The organism is Litchfieldia sinesaloumensis (genome assembly GCF_900156865.1).
Lineage (GTDB): Bacteria > Bacillota > Bacilli > Bacillales > Bacillaceae_L > Ferdinandcohnia > Ferdinandcohnia sinesaloumensis.
In genome coordinates this window covers 3,686,356-3,710,063 of record NZ_LT732529.1, presented here as the reverse complement: position 1 = coordinate 3,710,063, position 23,708 = coordinate 3,686,356, and the positions used below count along the sequence as shown (strand labels likewise).

At 39.9% G+C, this 23,708-nt stretch carries 23 protein-coding genes, 1 rRNA gene and 3 other annotated features; all 24 genes read right to left on the bottom strand.

The window, feature by feature from the left end; genetic code table 11:
* Positions 1 to 23: 23 nt before the first annotated feature.
* The 24 genes from rplJ to rrf all read right to left on the bottom strand — a co-directional run bounded on the left by rplJ (position 24) and on the right by rrf (position 20,930).
* The gene (gene rplJ / locus CZ490_RS18200; RefSeq protein WP_077620205.1) at positions 24 to 524 is read right to left on the bottom strand and encodes a 50S ribosomal protein L10; all 501 of its coding nucleotides are present in this window, start codon (positions 522 to 524) and stop codon (positions 24 to 26) included.
* Between the two features lie 75 nt (positions 525 to 599).
* Positions 600 to 727, bottom strand: a sequence feature (ribosomal protein L10 leader region).
* A gap of 61 nt (positions 728 to 788) precedes the next feature.
* The gene (gene rplA, locus CZ490_RS18195) at positions 789 to 1,478 is read right to left on the bottom strand and encodes a 50S ribosomal protein L1 (RefSeq protein WP_077620204.1); all 690 of its coding nucleotides are present in this window, start codon (positions 1,476 to 1,478) and stop codon (positions 789 to 791) included.
* A gap of 159 nt (positions 1,479 to 1,637) precedes the next feature.
* Positions 1,638 to 2,063: a 50S ribosomal protein L11 gene (rplK, locus tag CZ490_RS18190; RefSeq protein WP_010285014.1), complete on the bottom strand. Its 426-nt coding sequence runs from the start codon at positions 2,061 to 2,063 to the stop codon at positions 1,638 to 1,640.
* 220 nt (positions 2,064 to 2,283) lie between these two features.
* Positions 2,284 to 2,817, bottom strand: a complete 534-nt coding sequence (gene nusG / locus CZ490_RS18185; protein WP_077620203.1) for a transcription termination/antitermination protein NusG — start codon at positions 2,815 to 2,817, stop codon at positions 2,284 to 2,286.
* Between the two features lie 200 nt (positions 2,818 to 3,017).
* Complete coding sequence (gene secE / locus CZ490_RS18180) at positions 3,018 to 3,200, bottom strand: preprotein translocase subunit SecE (RefSeq protein WP_077620202.1); 183 nt, start codon at positions 3,198 to 3,200, stop codon at positions 3,018 to 3,020.
* Positions 3,201 to 3,236: 36 nt separating this feature from the next.
* The gene (gene rpmG, locus CZ490_RS18175; RefSeq protein ID WP_077620201.1) at positions 3,237 to 3,383 is read right to left on the bottom strand and encodes a 50S ribosomal protein L33; all 147 of its coding nucleotides are present in this window, start codon (positions 3,381 to 3,383) and stop codon (positions 3,237 to 3,239) included.
* A gap of 137 nt (positions 3,384 to 3,520) precedes the next feature.
* Entirely contained in the window at positions 3,521 to 4,174 is a 654-nt protein-coding gene (gene sigH / locus CZ490_RS18170; RefSeq protein WP_077620200.1) for an RNA polymerase sporulation sigma factor SigH, read from the bottom strand.
* Between the two features lie 131 nt (positions 4,175 to 4,305).
* On the bottom strand, positions 4,306 to 4,812 hold the full coding sequence (locus CZ490_RS18165; RefSeq protein ID WP_077620199.1) for an NYN domain-containing protein: 507 nt from the start codon (positions 4,810 to 4,812) through the stop codon (positions 4,306 to 4,308).
* A gap of 5 nt (positions 4,813 to 4,817) precedes the next feature.
* Positions 4,818 to 5,561 (bottom strand): 23S rRNA (guanosine(2251)-2'-O)-methyltransferase RlmB, encoded by a 744-nt coding sequence (gene rlmB / locus CZ490_RS18160; RefSeq protein ID WP_077620198.1) that lies wholly within the window; start codon positions 5,559 to 5,561, stop codon positions 4,818 to 4,820.
* 17 nt (positions 5,562 to 5,578) lie between these two features.
* Positions 5,579 to 5,986 carry a Mini-ribonuclease 3 gene (locus CZ490_RS18155; protein ID WP_077620197.1) on the bottom strand — a complete coding sequence of 136 codons (408 nt, stop codon included), beginning with the start codon at positions 5,984 to 5,986 and terminating at the stop codon, positions 5,579 to 5,581.
* A 3-nt stretch (positions 5,987 to 5,989) separates the two neighbouring features.
* Entirely contained in the window at positions 5,990 to 7,387 is a 1,398-nt protein-coding gene (gene cysS, locus CZ490_RS18150; RefSeq protein WP_077620196.1) for a cysteine--tRNA ligase, read from the bottom strand.
* A complete protein-coding gene (cysE, locus tag CZ490_RS18145) occupies positions 7,368 to 8,036 on the bottom strand; it encodes a serine O-acetyltransferase (RefSeq protein WP_077620195.1) in 669 nt (222 codons plus the stop codon). Before cysE ends, cysS begins: the two co-directional genes overlap by 20 nt.
* 176 nt (positions 8,037 to 8,212) lie before the next feature.
* Positions 8,213 to 8,471: a binding site (T-box leader), on the bottom strand.
* A 46-nt stretch (positions 8,472 to 8,517) separates the two neighbouring features.
* Entirely contained in the window at positions 8,518 to 9,975 is a 1,458-nt protein-coding gene (gene gltX / locus CZ490_RS18140) for a glutamate--tRNA ligase (protein ID WP_077620194.1), read from the bottom strand.
* A gap of 70 nt (positions 9,976 to 10,045) precedes the next feature.
* On the bottom strand, positions 10,046 to 10,528 hold the full coding sequence (gene ispF, locus CZ490_RS18135) for a 2-C-methyl-D-erythritol 2,4-cyclodiphosphate synthase (RefSeq protein ID WP_077620193.1): 483 nt from the start codon (positions 10,526 to 10,528) through the stop codon (positions 10,046 to 10,048).
* Between the two features lie 78 nt (positions 10,529 to 10,606).
* Positions 10,607 to 11,293 (bottom strand): 2-C-methyl-D-erythritol 4-phosphate cytidylyltransferase, encoded by a 687-nt coding sequence (gene ispD, locus CZ490_RS18130; protein ID WP_077620192.1) that lies wholly within the window; start codon positions 11,291 to 11,293, stop codon positions 10,607 to 10,609.
* Between the two features lie 26 nt (positions 11,294 to 11,319).
* Positions 11,320 to 12,411: a PIN/TRAM domain-containing protein gene (locus tag CZ490_RS18125; RefSeq protein ID WP_077620191.1), complete on the bottom strand. Its 1,092-nt coding sequence runs from the start codon at positions 12,409 to 12,411 to the stop codon at positions 11,320 to 11,322.
* Between the two features lie 252 nt (positions 12,412 to 12,663).
* Positions 12,664 to 14,034, bottom strand: coding sequence for a DNA repair protein RadA (gene radA, locus CZ490_RS18120; protein ID WP_077620190.1), 1,371 nt, complete (start codon positions 14,032 to 14,034; stop codon positions 12,664 to 12,666).
* Positions 14,035 to 14,240: 206 nt separating this feature from the next.
* Entirely contained in the window at positions 14,241 to 16,685 is a 2,445-nt protein-coding gene (gene clpC / locus CZ490_RS18115) for an ATP-dependent protease ATP-binding subunit ClpC (protein WP_077620189.1), read from the bottom strand.
* Positions 16,682 to 17,779 carry a protein-arginine kinase McsB gene (locus CZ490_RS18110; RefSeq protein ID WP_077620188.1) on the bottom strand — a complete coding sequence of 366 codons (1,098 nt, stop codon included), beginning with the start codon at positions 17,777 to 17,779 and terminating at the stop codon, positions 16,682 to 16,684. The genes clpC and CZ490_RS18110 overlap by 4 nt, the downstream gene beginning before the upstream one ends.
* A gap of 3 nt (positions 17,780 to 17,782) precedes the next feature.
* Entirely contained in the window at positions 17,783 to 18,328 is a 546-nt protein-coding gene (locus CZ490_RS18105) for a protein-arginine kinase activator protein McsA (protein WP_077620187.1), read from the bottom strand.
* Positions 18,329 to 18,410: 82 nt separating this feature from the next.
* Complete coding sequence (locus CZ490_RS18100) at positions 18,411 to 18,872, bottom strand: CtsR family transcriptional regulator (protein WP_077620186.1); 462 nt, start codon at positions 18,870 to 18,872, stop codon at positions 18,411 to 18,413.
* A 168-nt stretch (positions 18,873 to 19,040) separates the two neighbouring features.
* Positions 19,041 to 19,742, bottom strand: a complete 702-nt coding sequence (locus CZ490_RS18095; protein ID WP_077620185.1) for an MgtC/SapB family protein — start codon at positions 19,740 to 19,742, stop codon at positions 19,041 to 19,043.
* A gap of 778 nt (positions 19,743 to 20,520) precedes the next feature.
* Complete coding sequence (locus tag CZ490_RS23020) at positions 20,521 to 20,652, bottom strand: hypothetical protein (protein ID WP_268762162.1); 132 nt, start codon at positions 20,650 to 20,652, stop codon at positions 20,521 to 20,523.
* A 162-nt stretch (positions 20,653 to 20,814) separates the two neighbouring features.
* Positions 20,815 to 20,930, bottom strand: a 5S ribosomal RNA gene (gene rrf / locus CZ490_RS18090).
* 193 nt (positions 20,931 to 21,123) lie between these two features.
* Positions 21,124 to 23,470 (bottom strand) — a sequence feature (most likely nonfunctional fraction of RNA operon).
* Between the last annotated feature and the right edge of the window lie 238 nt (positions 23,471 to 23,708).

Here is a 23,708-nt window from a genome sequence, read left to right as displayed (position 1 = left end):
CGTATTGTATAGTTGTGCTACGATTAAGCGCCTTGTTCTTCTTTTTGATCTGCAACTGCTTTAGTAGCAAGTGCAAGATTACGAATAGGTGCTTGAAGTACGCTAAGCAACATAGAAAGTAAACCTTCGCGAGATGGTAGATCTGCAAGAGCTTTAACTTCTTCAAAAGTTGCCACATTTCCTTCGATAATACCTGCTTTAATTTCTAATGCCTCATGCTTCTTCGCAAAGTCATTTAGAATCTTAGCAGGAGCAACTACGTCTTCATTACTGAATGCAATTGCGTTTGGACCCGTTAATGCATCGTTTATACCAGCAAGTTCAGCTTGTTCAGCAGCACGGCGAGTTAAAGAGTTTTTATAAACCTTGAATTCAACGCCCGCTTCACGAAGTTGCTTACGTAGTTCTGTTACTTCCGCTACAGAAAGACCACGGTAGTCTACAACGATTGTTGATTTACTATCACGTAATTTGTCTGCAATTTCAGTTACGATTTGTTTCTTTTGTTCTACTGCATGACTCATTCTATTACACCTCCTGTGAGTTATTACAAACACTTGAAACCGCTCGGTGTTAGAGTGTGTCCATGACGAACACGTATCTAGATTAGAAAACCTCTATGCCGTGTAGACATAGAGGTAGTAATTATCAAGTAATTATATACTACACCTCGGTAGGGAATTAAGCTTAAAGCACCTACTGTCTACGGTACAAATGTATTCATTTGTTAACAACATGACTTATTATATGAAATGCTATCATAAAAGTCAATATCCACTTTTTTCTAATTAGAAAGTAGAAGCGTCAACTTTTACGCCAGGTCCCATCGTAGATGATACAGCAACATTCTTCATGTAAGTACCTTTTGCTGCAGATGGTTTAACCTTAAGCATTGTTTCATAGATTGTTGTGAAGTTCTCAATTAATTTTTGATCATCAAATGAGATCTTACCAATCGGAACATGAATATTAGAAGATTTATCAACGCGGTATTCTACTTTACCAGCTTTGATTTCGTTGATTGCTTTCGTTACATCAAAAGTAACAGTTCCAGTTTTAGGGTTTGGCATTAAACCTTTTGGTCCTAATACACGACCAAGTTTACCAACTTCACCCATCATGTCAGGAGTAGCTACGATTACATCAAAGTCAAACCAACCTTGGTTGATTTTAGTGATGAACTCACTGTCGCCAACATAGTCAGCTCCAGCTGCTTCTGCTTCTTTTGCTTTTTCACCTTTAGCGAAAACTAATACACGTTGAGTTTTACCAGTACCGTTTGGCAGAACAACTGCACCACGAATTTGTTGGTCAGCTTTCTTAGGGTCAACTCCTAAACGAAATGCAACTTCCACAGTAGCATCAAATTTAGCTGTGTTTGTTTTCTTTACTAGTTCAATTGCTTCTGCAACTGAGTAAGCTTTTGTACGGTCTACTAATTTAGCAGCTTCTACGTACTTTTTACCTCTTTTTGCCATTATAATTTCCTCCTCGATTGTGGTTTTAACGGAATAACCTCCCACGCCTAGCTAGAGCATAAATATAATTAAGCTGAAGCTAAACAGAACAAAGGTTGCGAATAGAGAAATGATATGTTCCATCCGCAACCCCTTTGAGAACATTGTAACAAATCGGAATTAGTCTTCGATAACAATTCCCATGCTACGAGCAGTACCTTCAACCATACGCATTGCAGATTCAACATTTGCTGCATTTAAATCAGGCATTTTTGTTTCTGCAATCTCGCGTACTTTATCACGCTTAACTGTTGCAACTTTATTACGGTTTGGTTCACCAGAACCAGACTCAATTCCAGCCGCTTTCTTTAATAGAACTGCAGCAGGAGGAGTTTTTGTAATAAATGTAAATGAACGATCTTCATAAACTGTGATTACAACAGGAATAATTAAACCAGCTTGTTCTGCTGTACGAGCATTAAACTCCTTACAGAATCCCATGATGTTAACACCTGCTTGACCTAGTGCTGGCCCAACTGGTGGTGCTGGGTTTGCTTTACCCGCTGGAATTTGTAATTTTACCTCTTTAATTACTTTTTTAGCCACGAGACACACCTCCTTAAAGTCCGTGATGTGGTAATAGGGGTTAACCCTCCCACTCATCTATTCTTTATATATCAATAAAGAACGTTTAGCATAGCTAGTCTCATATCATTTAAGACATACTGACCTATGCAATATTACCACTTTTAATTTACAATATCAAGTTTTTCTAAAAAAAATTTGTCTAACCAAACGAGGTTGTTATACACTTCGCTTTTTCGTTCTAGATTTTTTCTATTTGCGTAAAATCTAACTCTACCGGTGTTTCTCGACCAAACATATTTACTAGTACTTTTACTTTTTGCTTATCTGCATCTATATCTTCAATTGCACCGGTAAAGTTTGTAAATGGTCCTTCTTTTACACGTACTGTTTCTTTTAATTCAAAATCAACCTCAATTGGTCTTTCATCCATCCCCATTCTCTTAAGTAGGAATGTAACCTCTTCTGGTAATAGTGGTGTTGGTTTTGAACCATGACCCGCTGAACCTACAAAGCCTGTTACTCCAGGTGTATTACGTACAACATACCATGAATCGTCGGTCATAATTATTTCAACTAGCACGTATCCTGGGAACACTTTCTTTTTAACAATTTTCTTCTTTCCGTTCTTAAGTTCTGTCTCTTCTTCCTCTGGTACAACCACACGGAAGATTTTATCTTGCATACCCATTGACTCAACACGTTTTTCTAGATTCGCTTTTACCTTATTTTCATACCCTGAATACGTATGAACAACATACCAATTCTTTTCCATAAGTTAGGACAACTTGTCCTTCCCTCCCTCTGATCATAATCCACACTACTCATTTGTTAGTTAGCTAGGATCTATCACTTTAACAATAGTATTATTAGGGTCTTGACATCTATTTTTTTACAATTAAAAAAACCCGTTACCGGGCTCTTGTTGTTACTTCCTTTATCTCTATCCATCATTATACCATGAGTATACCTTGTTTATTCAAGTACTAAACGTATTAATTCAGAAATTCCTAAATCAACGACAGCAAAGAATACGGATACGAAGACAACAGTTGTTATTGTAACAATAGTATAACGAGTGAGTTCTTTTCTCTTTGGCCAGCTAGTCTTCTTCATTTCTCGAACTACTTCACGAAAAAACTTGGTTATGTTTTTCATCCATGTAACCTCCAACTTTATCAAGACAGTCCTAATCTATTTCGTTTCACGATGATTCGTGTGAGAATTGCAAGTCTTACAAAACTTCTTCATTTCAAGTCGTTCACCAGAAGTGCTATTCTTCATGGTGGTATAATTTCTATTGCCACATTCCACACAGGCTAAAATTACTTTTTTACGCATTTTATCACCATCCATGTAAAATGCACTTACTCGCATTATATTTTTAAAAAAATGTCTCAATTTCCTTAAAAATGTAACACAGGCTTGAATTGTATGTCAATACTAGCCCCCGACTGTAAATAATGGTTAGAAACGGTTTATAACTTGATTTCCTGAATTTCTAAATAGCGTTCCAATTTACGTTTTACACGTTGGAGCGCGTTATCTATTGACTTTACATGACGATTTAAGTCCTCTGATATTTCTTGATAGGACCTTCCATCTAAATATAAGGACAACACTTTGCGTTCTAAATCACTTAAAAGTTCTGCCATCTTTAACTCAATATCATCAAACTTTTCTCTGTTGATGATTAATTCTTCAGGGTCCAATATTTTTGCTCCTGAAATTACATCCATTAATGTACGGTCAGATTCCTCATCATATATCGGCTTGTCCAAAGAAACATAAGAATTAAGAGGAATATGTTTTTGTCTTGTGGCTGTTTTAATCGCAGTAATAATTTGACGTGTGATACAAAGCTCTGCAAACGCTTTAAAAGAGGAAAGCTTGTCCTCTTTAAAATCACGAATCGCCTTGTACAAGCCAATCATACCTTCTTGAACAATATCTTCACGATCTGCACCAATTAGGAAATATGATCGGGCTTTTGCACGCACAAAATTTTTATACTTGTTGATTAAATAGTCCAGTGCCTCACTTTCACCGGCATGGACCATTTCCACGACTTCCTCATCCTCTAGTCGGTCATATTCTAACCTGTTGCCATAATCATCGAAGCTTGAACTCACACCGATCCCTCCGACCTACCTTAGAAGTTGTTATCTACAAAACTTACTGTAATAAATGAATAAATAATGTTCATAAAATTCTTTATCTAGCAATATTATACAGGAGTGCTTTTCCAAGCGTCAACCGCTCTTCATTGTCCTCGGCGCCATTTTTCAAATATTTCAGCAATTTCATTAGAAAGTGGGATTTTTGAAACACTTTTTTCTTGATATGTTTTCTTGACGTCTTTTTGAATCCCTGACTCCACCACTTCCATTTCGGTCAATAATTCCCTTGCAGATTTACGTAAAGCTCCTTGTCCGAAAATCTGCCATTGCTCGGTAAAATCTGAAGTAGCTACATGGATTTGTGTTTTGATATTACTTAATTGTTTAGCAAGCTTTTCGATTCGCTCATCCGCCGTTTCATTTTCACGTGTGAAAATAACTTCGATTTTTCGACTTTTCGTTTTCTTTTCAATTCCTGGTACGAGGTGTGCATCAAATACCACAATCACCTTATATCCTGTATACGCCTGATATTCAGCCATTTTTTCAATTAATAAATCACGCGCAGCTGAAAAGTCCGTTGTTTTTAGAAGACGTAGTTCTGGCCAAGCCCCAATTATGTTGTAGCCATCTACCAGCAGGATATCCATTTGTATTATTCTCCTAATGGATTCCGCTTACGATATACCTCATACATAAGTAGACTTGCTGCAACAGATGCGTTTAAAGAGGTTACTTTCCCTTCCATTGGCAAACGTAGAAGAAAATCACACTTTTCTTTTACAAGACGTCCCATACCTTTGCCTTCGCTGCCAATTACTAAGCCAATCGGCATCTTACCATCAATATTTCGGTAATCCTCTTTTCCTTTCGCATCGGTTCCTACAATCCATACACCACGGTCCTTTAATTCATCAATCGTTCTTGCCAGATTTGTTACTCGTGCAACTGGTATATATTCAATGGCACCTGTTGATGCTTTTGCAACAGTTGCGGTTAAACCTACCGCTCTTCGTTTTGGAATAATAACACCATGTGCCCCAACTGCATCAGCCGTTCGAAGTATCGAACCGAGATTATGAGGATCCTCTAATTCATCAAGTAATAGTATAAATGGAGCTTCATTTCGTTTTTCGGCTGCTTCTAAAATATCATCAACCTCTGCATATTCATATGCTGCAACCTGGGCAACAACACCTTGGTGATTACCCTCTACCATTTGGTCAATTTTCTTCTTAGGAACAAATTGAACTAATACACTCCCCTCTTTTGCAAGAGATGTAATCTGATTCATCTGCCCTTTGTTAGATCCCTCTGCAATCCATATCTTATTGATATCACGTTCTGACTTCAAAGCTTCAATAACGGGGTTCTTCCCGATAATATAATCACTAGCCATTTGCTCTTCCTCCTTTCTTAAGATTCAATAATTTGAATTGCTTCTTCAATTATTGAATGGATACGATCTGTATTCTTTTGCAAAAAATGAAAGCCAAGTAAGGCTTCAAATGCAGTACTGTAACGGTATGTCTGGACATCTGTATTTTTGGGAACTGTTCCGCTTTTAGCATTACGCCCCCTCCTGATTACAGCTTGTTCTTCTTCGGTAAAAAAACCTTCATCTAGCATCTGATGAATCACCGATGACTGCGCTTTGGCTGAAACATAATGCTTTGCCTTATTGTGAAGTTGATTCGGTCGGACACTTCCCTTTTGAAGAAGGTAATGCCGTATATACATTTCATATACGGCATCCCCCATATAAGCGAGTGCAAGGCTATTTAATTGGTTGCTATCAATGTGATTGTCAGTTAAAAACGTCATCCATTATCCTCTTTTCCATCTTGTACCTTGAGGAGTATCTTCTAAAACAATATTCATTGCCTTTAATTGATCTCTAATTTGATCAGATAAAGCAAAGTCGCGGTCTTTTCTAGCTTGATTTCGCTTCGCAATTAATTCTTCAATTTCCTCATCAAGTAATTGTTCATCTTCTAATTTAAGCCCGAGAGCTTCGAATAATACTTCGAACTCTTGTAAAAAGGCACCAATTACTTTTTCTGATGTGTTTTTCTCCTGCAAATAATAGTTCGCTTGTTTGGATAGTTCAAACAATACAGATATTGCATTCGCTGTGTTAAAATCATCATCCATCGCTTCAACAAAGTCTCTTCGTGCAGATGTTACTTTTTCTAACCATAATTCGTCATCATTTGTTAGATTGGTACTGCTTTGTAATCGGTGCTTTAGATTTGCATAAGAAGTTCGTAATCGTTCTAATGCATTTTTTGTACTTTCAAGTAGCTCAAGATTATAGTTAATCGGATGTCGATAATGAACAGATAACATAAAGAATCGTAGTACCTGTGGGTCAACATCTTTAATAATGTCATGAACCAATACAAAGTTTCCAAGTGATTTGGACATTTTTTCATTATCGATATTAATATAGCCATTATGCATCCAGTAATTTGCAAACGTCTTTTCGTTAAGTGCTTCTGATTGTGCAATCTCATTCTCGTGGTGTGGGAATGCTAAGTCTTGACCACCTGCATGAATATCAATTGTTTCGCCCAAATACTTTTTCGCCATTGCTGAGCACTCAATATGCCAACCTGGACGTCCATTGCCCCATGGGCTCTCCCAATATATTTCACCCGGCTTCGCACTCTTCCATAAAACAAAATCCAGTGCATCCTGTTTCTTATCTCCCACTTCAATTCTCGTACCAAGTCGAAGCTCATCAATAGATTGGTGAGAAAGCTTACCATATTCCTTAAACTCTCTAGTACGGTAATAGACATCGCCTTCAGACTCATAGGCATATCCTTTTTCAATTAATGCCTGGATAAAATCAATGATAATATCCATGTTTTCTGTAACCCTTGGGTGGGCATCGGCCTTTTTGCAGCCTAATGCAGACACGTCTTCAAAATATGCGTCAATAAAGCGGTCTGCAATGGTCGGTACATCCTCACCTAGCTCATTGGCAGCTTTAATTAATTTATCATCAACATCTGTAAAGTTAGATACGTAGTTTACATCATAACCCCTAAATTCAAAATAACGACGTACTGTATCAAATACTATAGCTGGTCGTGCATTTCCGATATGAATATAGTTATAAACAGTTGGGCCGCACACATACATCTTTACTTTGTTTTCTTCGAGTGGTTTGAATTCTTCCTTTTTTCGCGTTACTGTATTATAAATGTGAATGGGCATTGTCCTCTGCTCCTTCCTTATGTTGAATCTCTTCTTTTAAACGCTTGATTTCGTTTTCTAATTCTCTGATCTTATCTGACACTGGATCTGGTAAATCTCGATGATCCATATCCTTACTATTCCTGACTTTAATACCATCTTGAATGACGACTCTACCAGGTATTCCGACAACGGTTGAATTCGGAGGAACATCCTGCAGAACAACCGACCCCGCTCCTATTTTTGAATTTTCCCCGATTGTAATAGATCCTAATACTTTTGCTCCAGTTGCAATAAGTGCATTATCCTTTATCGTTGGGTGCCGCTTTCCTTTTTCTTTTCCCGTACCGCCGAGTGTAACACCTTGGAACACGGTCACATTATTCCCAATCTCACACGTTTCTCCAATTACCACACCCATCCCATGGTCAATAAAAAAGCGACGGCCAATTTTAGCTCCAGGATGGATTTCTATTCCTGTAAAGAATCGGCTAATTTGGGAAACCACTCTAGCTAAGAAAAACATTCTTCTTTTAAAGAGAAAATGTGATACTCGGTGTGCCCAAATGGCATGTAGCCCTGAATAAGTCAACATCACTTCAAAATGAGTTCTAGCAGCTGGGTCCTGTTCAAATACAACTTCGATATCCTCTTTCAATTGTTTAAACACATTCAACCCTCCTCGATAGAAAAGCGCAAGGCGCGGAACTTTAGGTAATAAATATAGGTCAAGCCTGAAAGAAAGGATTATACCTTCAGAAACAATAATCTTAGACCGGAAGACGATGGCGCCTTAGACTAATCAATTTATTTTCTAAATATAAAAAAAGCGCCCCTGTGTATACACACAGAGACGCTTTATGGCGCGGTTCCACTCTGTTTAGGTAATGTAAAACACTACCTCAACTTAATCTCGTAACGGTGAGACGCCGCTTTTATCTACTTCAGAAAAAATCCGGTTCAATAAAAGACTCAAAGGTGCATTTCAATAAGCATTTCCCATAAACCACTTTCAGCCGGTGATGGTTCTCTCTTTCGTATTCACCCTAATAAGCAAATACTTTAAGGTCAATCACTTATTTACTCTCCTTATCAACACTTTTAGATTATATAATTGATTAACTATACTATATTACATTTTCAGCAAGATGTTAACTAATTAAACCTTTTAGTCGTGAAATAATTTTTTCTTTTCCTAAAAGGTGAATCGCTTGTGGCAGGTCAGGCCCATGAAGCTGACCAGTAGCAGCTGCACGAATTGGCATGAAAAGATTTTTCCCCTTTTGCCCAGTTCCCTTCTGAACTGCCTTAATTGCCGCTTTAATTTCATCTGCTTCAAATGATTCAAGGCCTTCTACTTCTTGTAAAAATGCTTGTAAAACTTGCGGAACTTGCTCGCCAGCAAGGACCTCTTTTGCATCTTCTTCAAGGTCTAACTCATCTTTGAAAAACAGGTCTGTAAGTTCAACAATCTCTGCACCATAGCTCATTTTTTCCTGATGAAGCACAATTAAATCACGAGCCCACTTCTTGTCAGTATCGCTTAAAGGCTCACTTAGCTTCCCTGCTTTGATTAAGTGTGGTAACGATAATTCCACTAAGCGATCAATATCGATATTTTTCATATATTGGTTGTTCATCCAAGTAAGCTTCTGTGTGTCAAATACAGCTGGAGACTTCGACAGACGTGAAGGATCAAAGATTTCAATGAACTGATCTCTCGTATGGATTTCTTCCTCTCCACCTGGTGACCAACCTAATAGCGTAATGAAGTTGAATAGAGCTTCTGGTAGATAACCAAGCTCTTCGTATTGCTCAATAAATTGAATGATTGACTCATCCCGCTTACTTAGCTTTTTACGACTATCATTGACTATCAATGTCATATGGCCAAATGTTGGAATATCCCAGTTAAAAGCCTCATAAACCATCATTTGTTTCGGTGTATTTGAAATATGGTCTTCCCCGCGTAGCACATGAGAAATCTCCATCAAGTGATCGTCAATGGCTACCGCGAAGTTATAAGTTGGTGTTCCGTCTTTTTTTACAATGACGAAATCCCCCATTCCCTCTGACTCAAAGGAAATTTCTCCTTTTACCATATCAGTGAACGTGAAAACTTTCCCCTCTGGCACTCTAAAACGAATGCTTGGTAGTCTGCCCTCTTTTTCTAAGGATTCTTGTTGATCCTTTGTCAGATGACGGCATCTACCTGAGTAATGTGGTGTCTCACCACGCGCCATTTGCTCTTCTCGTTCTTTTTCAATCTCTTCTTCCGTACAATAGCATTTATATGCGAGTTCCTTTTCAAGCAACTCTGTATAATGTTTTTCATAGATTTCGTTGCGTTCCGATTGTCGGTATGGTCCAAACTCCCCACCTACATCCGTACTTTCATCCCAATCAATTCCAAGCCACTTTAAATACTTCAGTTGGCTTTCTTCGCCACCTTCAATATTTCGTTTTTTGTCTGTATCCTCAATACGGATAATAAATTTCCCGTTTTGATTTCTTGCATATAGATAATTAAATAAAGCAGTTCTTGCATTTCCAATATGTAAATGTCCTGTCGGACTCGGTGCATAGCGCACACGTACGTTATTTGACATTTATGTACCCTCCGTTACTCCAACGCTTAGTATCATTTATTCTATCACCACTTCGGTGACTAGCAAAGAATTAGTTATCAGCCTTTACAAGTAGCACCGCTACTTGTGCAGCAATCCCCTCACCTCGGCCGGTGAAACCTAACTTTTCTGTCGTTGTTGCTTTCACATTGACCTGGGAAGGATCTGCTTCTACTAATTCAGCAATACGAGCCTTGATTTGTTCAATATATGGTGCCATTTTGGGCATCTGGGCAATGATTGTACAGTCTATATTACCAAGTTTGTATCCTTTTTTCTTTACTAATTCCCAAACATGTTGTTGAAGTTTTGCTGAATCAGCATCCTTAAAATTCGGGTCAGTATCCGGAAAATGTTTGCCGATATCACCTTCACCAATTGCGCCGAGACACGCGTCTGAAACGGTATGTAGCAATACATCCGCATCAGAATGTCCTAAAAGCCCTTTCTCATAAGGAATTGTGATTCCACCTATAATTAACGGGCGTCCTTCAACCAATTGGTGAACATCAAAGCCTTGTCCAATACGAAACACTGGATTTCCCCCTTTTAAATAGTTTTTTGTTATCTAGTTCCAGGTGCCATTGGCGACAAGCAGGCACATTGTACTTTTTTATTTTGTCCAGTTATGTAAAATCGCCTCAGCAAAGACTAAATCATCTGGAGTTGTTAGTTTTATATTTAAGTAATCACCTTTAACAATATATACCTGTTTTGGGATTCTTTCAACGAGACTAGCTTCGTCCGTACCTAAAAAACCGTCTTTTTTGGCCATTTCGTGCGCTTCCTGCAAGATAGAAACATGAAAAGCTTGTGGGGTTTGAATAGCCCACAAGCTAGAACGTTCAACTGTTTCTTCCACATATTGATCACTGGAGGCGCGTTTAATTGTATCCTTTACGGGAACTGCCAAAACTGCAGCTCCTCTCTCAGTTGCCATTTTGACTAGTTCATGAACTCGCTCTAGTTTCAGAAAAGGTCTAGCCCCATCATGGACTAGCACAATATCCGTATTTTTAACTTCTTGTAAGCCGTTATATACACTATACTGACGCTCACTTCCACCTTCAATAAAGGAAATATTTTTTTGGATATTAAACGTTTTTACCAATTCTTCAAAGATAGATTGTTCATCTTTATTAATAACTAAAATGACACCCGAACACATCGGATCGTGTTCAAAAACTCGTAATGTATGAATAATTACTGGTATTGAATTCAATTCGATGAATTGTTTATTCCTTCCCGCTTTCATTCTCTTTCCTTGTCCTGCAGCAGGAATTATAACTTGATAATTCACCCATAACGCCCCTAACAATAATTCAATTATAACGCCTTTTCAAGCAATTTGGGCTTTGCAAAAATCATGCGACCCGCTGATGTTTGTAAAACACTGGTTACAAGGACATCAATGCGTTTCCCGATATAATCGCGCCCTTCCTCAACTACAATCATGGTTCCATCGTCTAGGTATGCGACACCCTGATTATGTTCTTTTCCATCCTTAATAACTTGCACACTTAGCTCTTCACCAGGTAAAACAACTGGTTTTACAGCATTGGCTAAGTCATTAATGTTTAGTACGGCCACATTTTGAAGTTCACAGACTTTATTAAGGTTAAAGTCATTAGTTACTACAACACCCATTGTTAATTTTGCAAGCTTTACTAACTTACTATCAACCTCTTGAATATCATCAAAGTCACCTTCGTAAATATCCACTTTAATAGATAATTCCTTTTGAATTCGGTTTAGGATATCAAGACCTCGTCTACCACGGTTTCGTTTTAACACATCTGAAGAGTCCGCAATATGCTGAAGTTCTTCTAAAACAAAGCGTGGAATCACGATTGTTCCTTCAAGGAATCCTGTTTGACATATATCCGCGATACGCCCATCAATAATAACACTTGTATCTAATATCTTTAATTTTTTTTCTTCATGGGCTATTTCATCTTCCTCTAAGCCCTTTTTCTTGCCTGTTCGGTTAATAGAGAATAGGTTAATCAACTCATCCCGCTTTTTAAAACCAACCTGAAATCCTAAGTACCCAAGAAGCACGGTAATAAATATTGGAAGCACTGTATTCACAACTGAAAATGAAATACGGTCCAATGGAATCACAATTAGAAATGCAACAATTAACCCGGAAATTAATCCTAAGCTTCCAAATAAAACATCTGTAACAGGGGCTTTGATCAATGACTCTTCCAGCCATTTTATTAGACCTACGATATAATCGACTAACCAAAAAGTAACAATAAATAATATAATAGCACCTAATATCGCAAGCGTATATGAGTTATTTAGATATGGAACATTTTCAATATTTAACAGCTTTAGCAAGTCTGGAAGATAAACAATACCAAGCATTCCTCCGACAATTAGAAAAAACAGCTGTACAATACGTTTTAACATTCCTTCACCTCCTCCTATTCATTATAAACACTTTATAACAATTGAAACCTACATTAAATAGCTTTTTTAAAATGTAAAAAGAATGACACAGATGTGTAAAGCGATACTCATATATTATTTTTTAAATCTAATAAAATTATTACTGGTTCTAGAAAAAATATTTTCTTGCGAGTATACAAACATATAGGAATGTCCAACTCTATCCATAGTTACTATACGAATAAAGCATCAAGAATGTTTCATTATTTTAGGTTATTTTCCTAATGTATGTTGAATGGCCTGTCTAATATCACTTACGCCAATGACTTCGATCTCCTTTGGAACTGTCCAACCACCTAAATTTCTCTCTGGTAGTATTACCCTCTTAAATCCAAGCTTTGCTGCCTCTTGAACTCGCTGTTCGATTCGTGAAACTCGTCTTACCTCACCTGTTAAACCAACCTCACCAATTATAATATCTGTTGGATTTGTCGACTGGTCTTTGAAACTTGAAGCAATGCTAAGCGCTACTGCTAAATCAATAGCCGGTTCGTCGAGCTTTACACCGCCTGCAACCTTCAAATACGCATCCTGATTTTGTAAAAGGAATCCTGCACGTTTCTCTAATACTGCCATCAAGAGAGAAACTCGATTGTGGTCAACTCCTGTCGCCATACGACGAGGATTACCAAAGCTCGTTGGAGAAATGAGCGCCTGAATTTCAACAAGGACAGGTCGTGTTCCCTCCATTGAGGCAACAACCGTTGAACCTGCCGCACCAGCTGAACGTTCCTCAAGGAAAATTTCAGAAGGGTTTGCTACCTCCTCCAACCCAGTCTCTTTCATTTCAAAAATACCCATTTCGTTTGTAGATCCAAATCGGTTCTTCACTGCACGCAGAATACGATATGTATGATGGCGTTCCCCTTCAAAATATAAAACTGTATCAACCATATGTTCTAGCAGACGCGGACCTGCAATATTCCCCTCTTTCGTTACATGCCCAACTATAAAAATAGCAATACCATTAGTTTTCGCTATCCTCATTAATTCAGCCGTACATTCCCGTACCTGTGAAACACTTCCAGGGGCAGACGTAATTTCCGAGTGATAAATTGTCTGTATTGAATCTATAACAACAAATGACGGTTTTAACTCGGTAATTGTCTGGGAAATAAATTCTAGGTCTGTCTCTGCTAATACATATAATTGGTCAGATGAAACACCAAGTCGGTCAGAGCGTAGTTTTGTTTGTTTGACGGATTCTTCACCGGAAATATATAAAACTTTGTTTTGTGTAGCTATTTGAGAGGATACTTGAAGCAGCAAGGTAGACTTTCCGATACCAGGGTCACCACCGATAAGGACAAGCGAACCTTTTACAATGCCACCGCCAAGTACACGGTTAAATTCTTTATTTGTTGTATACATTCTAGGTTCATTTATTGATTCAATAGAAGTGATAGGCGAAGGTTTACTCTGAACTGTAGGACTTGAATGAGCAAAAGCTCCCTTTCTAGCAGGCTTACTCAATGTTTCTTCTACTAATGAATTCCACGCGCCACATCCAGGACATTTTCCCATCCATTTTGGTGATTCATACCCACAGGACTGACAGGTGAATTTTGTCTTAGTTTTTGCCATAATTAGTAATCCTTTCTCAATTAAAAACACTAGGCGCACAAGCTTAATCGATAAGCACAAGTGAATCACTGACCAAAGGCATGTTTCCCTTAGCAACGATTAGTTAATGCAAGGCCAGAGGGCACCTAGAGTTAATTAGTGTCTAAAAAAAGAGGTATACACGCTGTGACTATTTGTTGTATACCTCTTTTTCACTTGCATAACTATTATTTCACTGTTTCTTTAGCTTCACTCGTACGAACAACAAATTCTCCATTTTCGATATCCATTATGATTTTCTTGCCTTTTTCTATCGTCCCTCGTAACAGTTCTTCAGATAATCGATCTTCAATTTGTTTTTGAATCGCACGACGCAATGGACGTGCCCCATATTCAGGGTCATAACCTTCCTCTGCGATTTGATTTTTTGCAGCCTCAGTTAACTCTAGTTCAAAGTCTTGCTCCTGAAGACGTTTAGTTAACTGATCCGACATAAGTGTTACAATTTCTTTCAAATGCTTCTTCTCTAGCGAGTGGAAGACAATAATTTCATCGATACGGTTAAGGAATTCTGGACGGAATGCCTTTTTCAATTCCTCCATAACCTTATCCTTCATGTTTTTGTAGTCTTGCTTTTCATCTTCGAGCGCGAATCCAACATATTTATTTCTCTTTAAAGTGCTAGCTCCAACGTTTGAAGTCATAATTAATATCGTATTACGGAAATCAACTGTTCTGCCTTTAGAATCAGTCAAACGACCATCTTCAAGAACTTGAAGTAGGATATTAAATACATCTGGGTGTGCTTTCTCAATTTCATCAAGTAGGATGACAGAATATGGTTTGCGGCGCACCTTTTCTGTTAACTGTCCGCCTTCCTCATACCCTACATATCCTGGAGGTGAACCGACTAATCTAGATGTGGAGTGCTTCTCCATGTATTCTGACATATCAACACGAATCATCGCATCCTCGTCGCCAAAAATAGATTCGGCTAGCGCACGAGCTAATTCCGTCTTACCAACACCAGTTGGACCAAGGAAAATAAATGAACCCGTTGGGCGCTTTGGATCTTTTAACCCTGCGCGCGAACGTCTTACTGCCTTTGAAACGGCTTTAACTGCCTCTTCCTGACCAATTACACGCGAGTGAAGGATTTCTTCCATGTTTAATAATTTATTAGCTTCTGTTTGTGCTAGTTTAGATACAGGGACACCCGTCCAGCTTGATACGACCATAGCAATATCTTCAACTGTGACTTCTGAATTCTCCTGACCCTGTTTTTCCTTCCAGTTTTTCTTTGTTTCTTCTAACTGTTCACGTAGACGTTGCTCAGAATCTCGTAAAGAGGCTGCCTTTTCAAACTCTTGACTTTGTACTGCCGCATCCTTTTCCTTACGAACCTCTTCAAGCTTTTGTTCTAATTCTTTTAAATTTGGTGGCGCCGTATAAGAACGAAGACGCACTTTTGAGCCTGCTTCATCAATTAAATCAATTGCCTTATCTGGTAAAAAGCGATCGGAAATGTAACGATCGGAAAGCTTAACAGCTTGAACAATAGACTCATCCGAAATGGAGACTCTATGATGTGCTTCATAGCGGTCACGCAATCCTTTTAAGATCATAATAGATTCTTCAACAGTTGGTTCATCTACTTGAATCGGTTGGAAACGTCGCTCTAATGCAGCATCCTTTTCAATATACTTTCTATATTCATCTAGTGTTGTTGCACCAATACACTGTAATTCTCCACGGGCAAGTGATGGTTTTAGGATATTTGACGCATCAATCGCACCCTCTGCACCACCTGCACCGATTAATGTATGAAGTTCATCAATAAATAAAATAATATTACCTGCTTGGCGAATTTCATCCATTACCTTTTTTAAGCGGTCTTCAAACTCTCCACGGTATTTTGTACCCGCAACAACAGTCCCCATATCAAGGGTCATTACACGCTTATCACGAAGTGTTTCTGGCACTTCATTATTTATTATTTGTTGAGCTAGCCCTTCTGCAATCGCCGTTTTACCTACACCAGGCTCTCCGATTAACACAGGGTTGTTTTTGGTACGACGGCTTAGTACTTCAATTACACGTTGGATTTCTTTACTACGTCCAATTACTGGATCAAGACTTCCTTCTCTTGCAATTGCAGTTAAATCTCTTGCTAAGCTATCAAGAGTTGGTGTATTTGCATTCGTAGAACCTCCACCATGATGCCCTGATGAAGACTCATTACTACCTAATAGCTGTAGAACCTGTTGGCGTGCCTTATTTAGACTAACACCAAGATTATTTAGAACTCGAGCTGCTACACCTTCGCCTTCACGAATTAATCCAAGAAGGATATGTTCTGTTCCAACATAGGAATGACCGAGCTTTCGAGCCTCATCCATTGATAGTTCAATAACCTTTTTTGCTCTCGGTGTGTAGTGGATGGTCTGTGAGCCTTCTTGGCCCCTTCCGATTAGTGCCTCTACCTCTTTTTGTATTTTTTCAGGACCTAATCCTAATGCAAGTAAGGCCTTTGCAGCGATTCCTTCGCCTTCTCGTATAAGACCTAATAATACATGTTCAGTACCAATATTGTTATGTCCCAATCGTACAGCTTCCTCTTGAGCCAATGCTAACACCTTTTGTGCGCGCTCAGTAAATCTGCCAAACATCATAACCCATCACCCTCCATGTCAGTAGTCTTATTATTTTCTAGCTTCAATCTTTCTCGAATGATAGACGCCCTTCTGACGTCCCTTTCATTTGGTCTTAATGCCCCACCCGCATATACCTGTAAGAATCCGGGTTGAGTCAAAACCATAAGTTCATTAAGAATACTTCTTGATATATTTTTTATATAGCCTAGATCAATCCCTAATCGAACGTCAGACAAACATTTCGCCACTTCCTTCGATTCAATGATCCTACTATTAGCTAAAACCCCATAAGAACGAAATACTCGATCTTCCAACTGAATATTAGAGGTCTTCATAAGTGCTTCTCGAGCAGAACGCTCTTGTGCAATTAGCTGTGCAACTACACTCTTTAAATCTTCTACAATGTCTTCTTCGGTTTTGCCTAGTGTAATCTGGTTGGAAATTTGAAAGATATTCCCTAGTGCTTCACTGCCTTCTCCGTAAATCCCTCTTACGACAAGACCAAGTTGATTGATTGCCGGTATAATGCGACTCATTTGTTGAGTAAGAATCAGTGCTGGCAAATGCATCATCACCGAAGCACGTAACCCAGTCCCCACATTCGTCGGACAACTTGTTAAGTATCCTCTTGTTTCATCAAACGCATAATCTACATGCTCTTCAATCCAATCATCTAAATTATTTGCAACCTGCAATGCCTCCGATAATTGTAACCCCGGGAATAAACATTGTATTCGAACATGGTCCTCTTCATTAATCATAATACTTACTTCTTCATTTTCAGATAATAAACATGCACCAAATGGAGAGTCTTCAGCTAAATGGGGACTTATTAAATGCTTTTCAACAAGTACTCTTTTTTCTACTGGCTGAAGTTCAGCCATTTTTAATAATTCCATTTCTCCAATTGCGGGGAAGCTCTTCCCAGAAAAACCTTTTTGGAAAACATCAACAACTTGCTGAGCTTCTTCATTTGAATAAACCGTAGAGAAAGGAACATTTTTCAAATTTCGAGCAAGCCTGACCCTTGAACTTAATACAATATCAGAATCCGGACCCTCTTGACTCATCCAAGCACTTAAGGCTTGATTGATAAAATGCTCAAGTGACATTGCCTAGACACCCCCCTCTTTGTAACCAATTAGCTTTTTTTCTAAAGCTCTTACATGGTCACGAACATCCGCAGCCTTTTCAAATTCCTCTAAAGAAATATATTCCTGCATCTTTTGCTTTAATTGTTCAATCTCTTTCCGAATATGGAAGGTGCCTCCGATACGCTTAGGAATTTTACCTGCATGATGTGTATTGCCACTATGCAGTCGTTTTAAAATGGGGGTAAGCTTTTTCTCAAAAGTTGGGTAACAATTCGAGCATCCGAATCGACCTACCTTTGCAAACTGTTGAAAAGTCATTTTACAGTTCTCACATTGTAATATTTCATTTTGTTGAAATGCATTTTGCTTTGAACCAGCAAGTGGTTCAAATTGAAGAAGTCCTGCTAATAAGTTATCTATCGAAAAGCCAGATGTGCCTGGAAACATAAACATCTCACTTTTTTCATGAGCGCAATGTTCACAAATATGAACTTCTGTTTTTTCGCCATTAATTATTTTTGTAAAATGTAATGTCGCCGGGCGCTGATTGCATTCTTGGCATATCATTGGTAACACCTTCCTTTGAAAAATCACGGCATACGCCGGACACTTTAAACTATATTTAGCCTGGGCGGCTAAAGGTAAGTTATTATCTATACATGAGGGATGTAAGCATTGCCTTTAACATCCGTGCCCTCAACTCATCTCGGTGAGGAAGATCAATAAACAAAACAGATCGGTCAATCACGCTCAGCATAATTTTCGCCTCTCTTTTCGAAATGACATCCTCCTCAACTAAACGTAAAATAACATCTTCTGCACTTGACTGTGAGATTCGTTTATCTATAAGACGAACTAGTTGATTAATTAGTTGTGAGTCATCATTCGTTTTCACCTTCATTATTCGAATGTACCCACCACCACCACGTTTACTCTCAACTATATAGCCTCTTTCTAAAGTAAATCTTGTATTTATCACATAGTTAATTTGAGATGGGACACATTCAAATTTATCGGCAATCTCACTTCTTTTAATTTCAACAATAGCTCGATCACTTGTATCAAGAACACTTTTCAGATAATGTTCGATGATATCGGATATATTCCTCACTATGACCACACCTCGCCTTGACTTTGACTATATTTGACTATAGTTATAATATAAAATGACCGCACTAATTTTTCAACTATTACGTTCTTCTAGATGAAAGTAGGCAATCATTTCCAAGGTACTCACTATCCTATACTTTCCAACATAGGCACACCTCTAAACGCTAAATTAAAATATTTTTTGTACCATTTCATGTTTTGACATTTCCTCATATAGTCGCAACCGTTCGTCTTTACTAGCTACTTCAATATCTATAGTATATTGGCAATTATTATTAATCTTGTCTTTCGAATACTTAATGTTAAAATCCCTTACTCGAAAGCCTTTTTCTTTAAATAGTCCTATTATGGATGAGAATGATGAAATATCCTCATTGATAATAATATGAACTGTTTTTCTTTTTGTAGACTTAAAAAAGTATTCCTCAAAACGGTTAAGAAAGATTAAACTAAGTAACACGACAATCGTTGTTAAAATGGCAGGAGCATACATACCTAGCCCAATAATTAATCCTAAGCCAGCAACAACCCATATAGATGCAGCCGTTGTCAAACCTCTAACCGTTGCATCTCTTACTAGAATGGTACCGGCGCCTAAAAATCCAATGCCACTGATCACATATGAAGGTATGCGGGCAGGGTCAAATCGGACATTTGTGCTCATTTCTAAATATGGTTGAAATCCGTAAATTGACATCAACATCATTAAACAAGATCCGACTCCAACCAATAAATGTGTACGAAACCCAGCAGGGTGTTTATGTACTTCTCTTTCTAAACCAACTAACCCACATAATAACGCTGCCATAAAAATCCGAATTGACATCGTTAAAAATTCTTGGGTTTGGAACGATGCAATAAATTGTTCCAAATTACATCCCCCCGTTCTTTATTTCTATTACTAAAATATTCGATAGGTAATTTAAATCCCCTTTAAAAAAGAAAAAAATAGTGTTTTATAATTATACGATTTGACTCAAAATTTATGATTTCTTATCGCGCATTTTTTAGAATAGTATTTTAGCCTTAGTAATATGACATTTTTATAATAGACTATTTAACTAAAATTAAAGATTGGTCTGTGAGAGTATACTTTTGCTGGGAGTTTATAGTATATAAGGATAGCTGAGATTTGAAATATTGAAATATTGATATATCGTTAAGAATTAGTATGATGATTGAGATCAGTTGTCGGATGAGTTTGATGTGTGGATTTGGTGGGTTTGTGGTTTCCAATGAAAATTTTATGTTTTTGTGCTTCTTTTGTAGGTATGGGTAAGTGGTATCTTCCGTATTTTTTCTAGTACATAATTTTTTTATTGAGCTTGCGGGTTTGATGTTGTCTTTATTTTCGAAGTGAGTGTTTTATTTTGGTGGGTTGCGGGATCGGTGTTGCCTATTTTCTTCCAAGGGCATGCCTAATTTCGTGGGTTGCGGGTTCACTGTCACCTATATTCTTCCAAGTGTATACCTGTATTTCTGGTTTGTGGGTTTGCTATTCCCTAGTTTCTTCCAAGTGCGTACCTTATTTCGTAGTTTACTGGGCCAGTGTTCCCAAGATATTTCCAAATGCATGCACTATAGATACTTCAAAACCTCCGGTTTTCTTCAAAAAAAGACCAACCATATCGGTTGATCTTTTCCAGTGCCTATCGACGTCCTACTCTCACAGGGGCAATGCCCCAACTACCATCGGCGCAGAAGCTTAACTTCCGTGTTCGGTCGGCGGCTTCCGATGAGCGGCAGATTTCTGCGTCAGCTGCACTCCCTCCAATCCTCATGTACATTGTACATTCCGGTTGTCGCTCACTTACTTCCTTGAACTCTTTGCTCCTCGAAACCCGCCATTCATCGATTTCTTTCTGTACCTATTTTAAAGATTTCTAAAACCTCCGGTTTTCCTCACAAAAAAAGACCAACCATATCGGTTGATCTTTTCCAGTGCCTAGCGACGTCCTACTCTCACAGGGACAAAGTCCCAACTACCATCGGCGCTGAGAAGCTTAACTTCCGTGTTCGGTATGGGAACGGGTGTGACCTTCTCGCCATCATCACTAGACTATTATGAAGGATTCATTCCTTCAAAACTAGATAACGTACGCACATTCATGAAGTCATTTGTCTAGCTCCGGCTCCTAGCCTCTCGAGGTCGCTTCACTTCTTCTGTCAAAGTCTATCGACTTTTCGGTCAGAAGTTCCAGCGCTTGTCGAGGCAGTACAGTCGCCTACGCTTTTCTTTTTTGGTTAAGTCCTCGATCGATTAGTATCAGTCAGCTGCACATGTCACCATGCTTCCACCTCTGACCTATCAACCTCGTCATCTTCGAGGGATCTTACTAGTTTAACACTATGGGAAATCTCATCTTGAGGGGGGCTTCATGCTTAGATGCTTTCAGCACTTATCCCTTCCACACATAGCTACCCAGCTATGCCCTTGGCAGGACAACTGGTACACCAGCGGTGTGTCCATCCCGGTCCTCTCGTACTAAGGACAGCTCCTCTCAAATTTCCTACGCCCACGACGGATAGGGACCGAACTGTCTCACGACGTTCTGAACCCAGCTCGCGTACCGCTTTAATGGGCGAACAGCCCAACCCTTGGGACCGACTACAGCCCCAGGATGCGATGAGCCGACATCGAGGTGCCAAACCTCCCCGTCGATGTGGACTCTTGGGGGAGATAAGCCTGTTATCCCCGGGGTAGCTTTTATCCGTTGAGCGATGGCCCTTCCATGCGGAACCACCGGATCACTAAGCCCGACTTTCGTCCCTGCTCGACTTGTAGGTCTCGCAGTCAAGCTCCCTTGTGCCTTTACACTCTACGAATGATTTCCAACCATTCTGAGGGAACCTTTGGGCGCCTCCGTTACTTTTTAGGAGGCGACCGCCCCAGTCAAACTGCCCACCTGACACTGTCTCCAAGGCCGATAAGGCCTTCGGGTTAGAATTTCAATACAGCCAGGGTAGTATCCCACCAATGCCTCCACCGAAGCTGGCGCTCCGGCTTCCAAGGCTCCTACCTATCCTGTACAAGCTGTACCAAAATTCAATATCAGGCTGCAGTAAAGCTCCACGGGGTCTTTCCGTCCTGTCGCGGGTAACCTGCATCTTCACAGGTACTATAATTTCACCGAGTCTCTCGTTGAGACAGTGCCCAGATCGTTACACCTTTCGTGCGGGTCAGAACTTACCTGACAAGGAATTTCGCTACCTTAGGACCGTTATAGTTACGGCCGCCGTTTACTGGGGCTTCGATTCAGAGCTTCGCTTGCGCTAACCCCTCCTCTTAACCTTCCAGCACCGGGCAGGTGTCAGCCCCTATACTTCGCCTTGCGGCTTCGCAGAGACCTGTGTTTTTGCTAAACAGTCGCCTGGGCCTATTCACTGCGGCTTTTCAGGGCTATTCACCCTAAAAAGCACCCCTTCTCCCGAAGTTACGGGGTCATTTTGCCGAGTTCCTTAACGAGAGTTCTCTCGATCACCTTAGGATTCTCTCCTCGCCTACCTGTGTCGGTTTGCGGTACGGGCACCATTTACCTCGCTAGAAGCTTTTCTTGGCAGTGTGGAATCAGGAACTTCGGTACTATATTTCCCTCGCCATCACAGCTCAACCTTATGGTAAGCGGATTTGCCTACTTACCAGTCTAACTGCTTGGACGCGCATATCCAACAGCGCGCTTACCCTATCCTCCTGCGTCCCTCCATTGCTCAAACGGTAAAGAGGTGGTACAGGAATATCAACCTGTTGTCCATCGCCTACGCTTTTCAGCCTCGGCTTAGGTCCCGACTAACCCTGAGCGGACGAGCCTTCCTCAGGAAACCTTAGGCATTCGGTGGAGGGGATTCTCACCCCTCTTTCGCTACTCATACCGGCATTCTCACTTCTAAGCGCTCCACCAGTCCTTACGGTCTGACTTCGCTGCACTTAGAACGCTCTCCTACCATTGTTCGTAAGAACAATCCACAGCTTCGGTGATACGTTTAGCCCCGGTACATTTTCGGCGCAGAGTCACTCGACCAGTGAGCTATTACGCACTCTTTAAATGGTGGCTGCTTCTAAGCCAACATCCTGGTTGTCTAAGCAACTCCACATCCTTTTCCACTTAACGTATACTTTGGGACCTTAGCTGGTGGTCTGGGCTGTTTCCCTCTTGACTACGGATCTTATCACTCGCAGTCTGACTCCCGAGAATCAAGTCTTTGGCATTCGGAGTTTGACTGAATTCGGTAACCCGATGAGGGCCCCTAGTCCAATCAGTGCTCTACCTCCAAGACTCTAACTCGAGGCTAGCCCTAAAGCTATTTCGGAGAGAACCAGCTATCTCCAGGTTCGATTGGAATTTCTCCGCTACCCACACCTCATCCCCGCACTTTTCAACGTGCGTGGGTTCGGGCCTCCATTCAGTGTTACCTGAACTTCACCCTGGACATGGGTAGATCACCTGGTTTCGGGTCTACGACCACGTACTATTTCGCCCTATTCAGACTCGCTTTCGCTGCGGCTCCGTCTCTTCAACTTAACCTTGCACGGGATCGTAACTCGCCGGTTCATTCTACAAAAGGCACGCCATCACACATAAATGTGCTTTGACTACTTGTAGGCACACGGTTTCAGGTTCTCTTTCACTCCCCTTCCGGGGTGCTTTTCACCTTTCCCTCACGGTACTGGTTCACTATCGGTCACTAGGGAGTATTTAGCCTTGGGAGATGGTCCTCCCAGCTTCCGACGGGATTTCACGTGTCCCGCCGTACTCAGGATCCACTCAAGAGAGAACGAAGTTTCGACTACAGGGTTGTTACCTTCTCTGACGGACCTTTCCAGGTCGCTTCGTCTACT

Excerpts from the sequence above, each read along its gene's own strand:
- clpC (WP_077620189.1), bottom strand. The coding sequence starts at position 16,685 with ATGATGTTTGGCAGATTTACTGAGCGCGCACAAAAGGTGTTAGCATTG.
- rplA (WP_077620204.1), bottom strand. The coding sequence starts at position 1,478 with ATGGCAAAAAGAGGTAAAAAGTACGTAGAAGCTGCTAAATTAGTAGAC.
- CZ490_RS23020 (WP_268762162.1), bottom strand. The coding sequence starts at position 20,652 with ATGAGGATTGGAGGGAGTGCAGCTGACGCAGAAATCTGCCGCTCATCG.
- CZ490_RS18125 (WP_077620191.1), bottom strand. The coding sequence starts at position 12,411 with ATGTTAAAACGTATTGTACAGCTGTTTTTTCTAATTGTCGGAGGAATG.
- rlmB (WP_077620198.1), bottom strand. The coding sequence starts at position 5,561 with ATGGCTAGTGATTATATTATCGGGAAGAACCCCGTTATTGAAGCTTTG.
- rplJ (WP_077620205.1), bottom strand. The coding sequence starts at position 524 with ATGAGTCATGCAGTAGAACAAAAGAAACAAATCGTAACTGAAATTGCA.
- secE (WP_077620202.1), bottom strand. The coding sequence starts at position 3,200 with ATGAAAAACATAACCAAGTTTTTTCGTGAAGTAGTTCGAGAAATGAAG.
- radA (WP_077620190.1), bottom strand. The coding sequence starts at position 14,034 with ATGGCAAAAACTAAGACAAAATTCACCTGTCAGTCCTGTGGGTATGAA.
- rpmG (WP_077620201.1), bottom strand. The coding sequence starts at position 3,383 with ATGCGTAAAAAAGTAATTTTAGCCTGTGTGGAATGTGGCAATAGAAAT.
- CZ490_RS18155 (WP_077620197.1), bottom strand. The coding sequence starts at position 5,986 with ATGACGTTTTTAACTGACAATCACATTGATAGCAACCAATTAAATAGC.
- cysS (WP_077620196.1), bottom strand. The coding sequence starts at position 7,387 with ATGCCCATTCACATTTATAATACAGTAACGCGAAAAAAGGAAGAATTC.
- CZ490_RS18110 (WP_077620188.1), bottom strand. The coding sequence starts at position 17,779 with ATGTCACTTGAGCATTTTATCAATCAAGCCTTAAGTGCTTGGATGAGT.
- nusG (WP_077620203.1), bottom strand. The coding sequence starts at position 2,817 with ATGGAAAAGAATTGGTATGTTGTTCATACGTATTCAGGGTATGAAAAT.
- CZ490_RS18165 (WP_077620199.1), bottom strand. The coding sequence starts at position 4,812 with ATGGATATCCTGCTGGTAGATGGCTACAACATAATTGGGGCTTGGCCA.
- CZ490_RS18105 (WP_077620187.1), bottom strand. The coding sequence starts at position 18,328 with ATGATATGCCAAGAATGCAATCAGCGCCCGGCGACATTACATTTTACA.
- gltX (WP_077620194.1), bottom strand. The coding sequence starts at position 9,975 with ATGTCAAATAACGTACGTGTGCGCTATGCACCGAGTCCGACAGGACAT.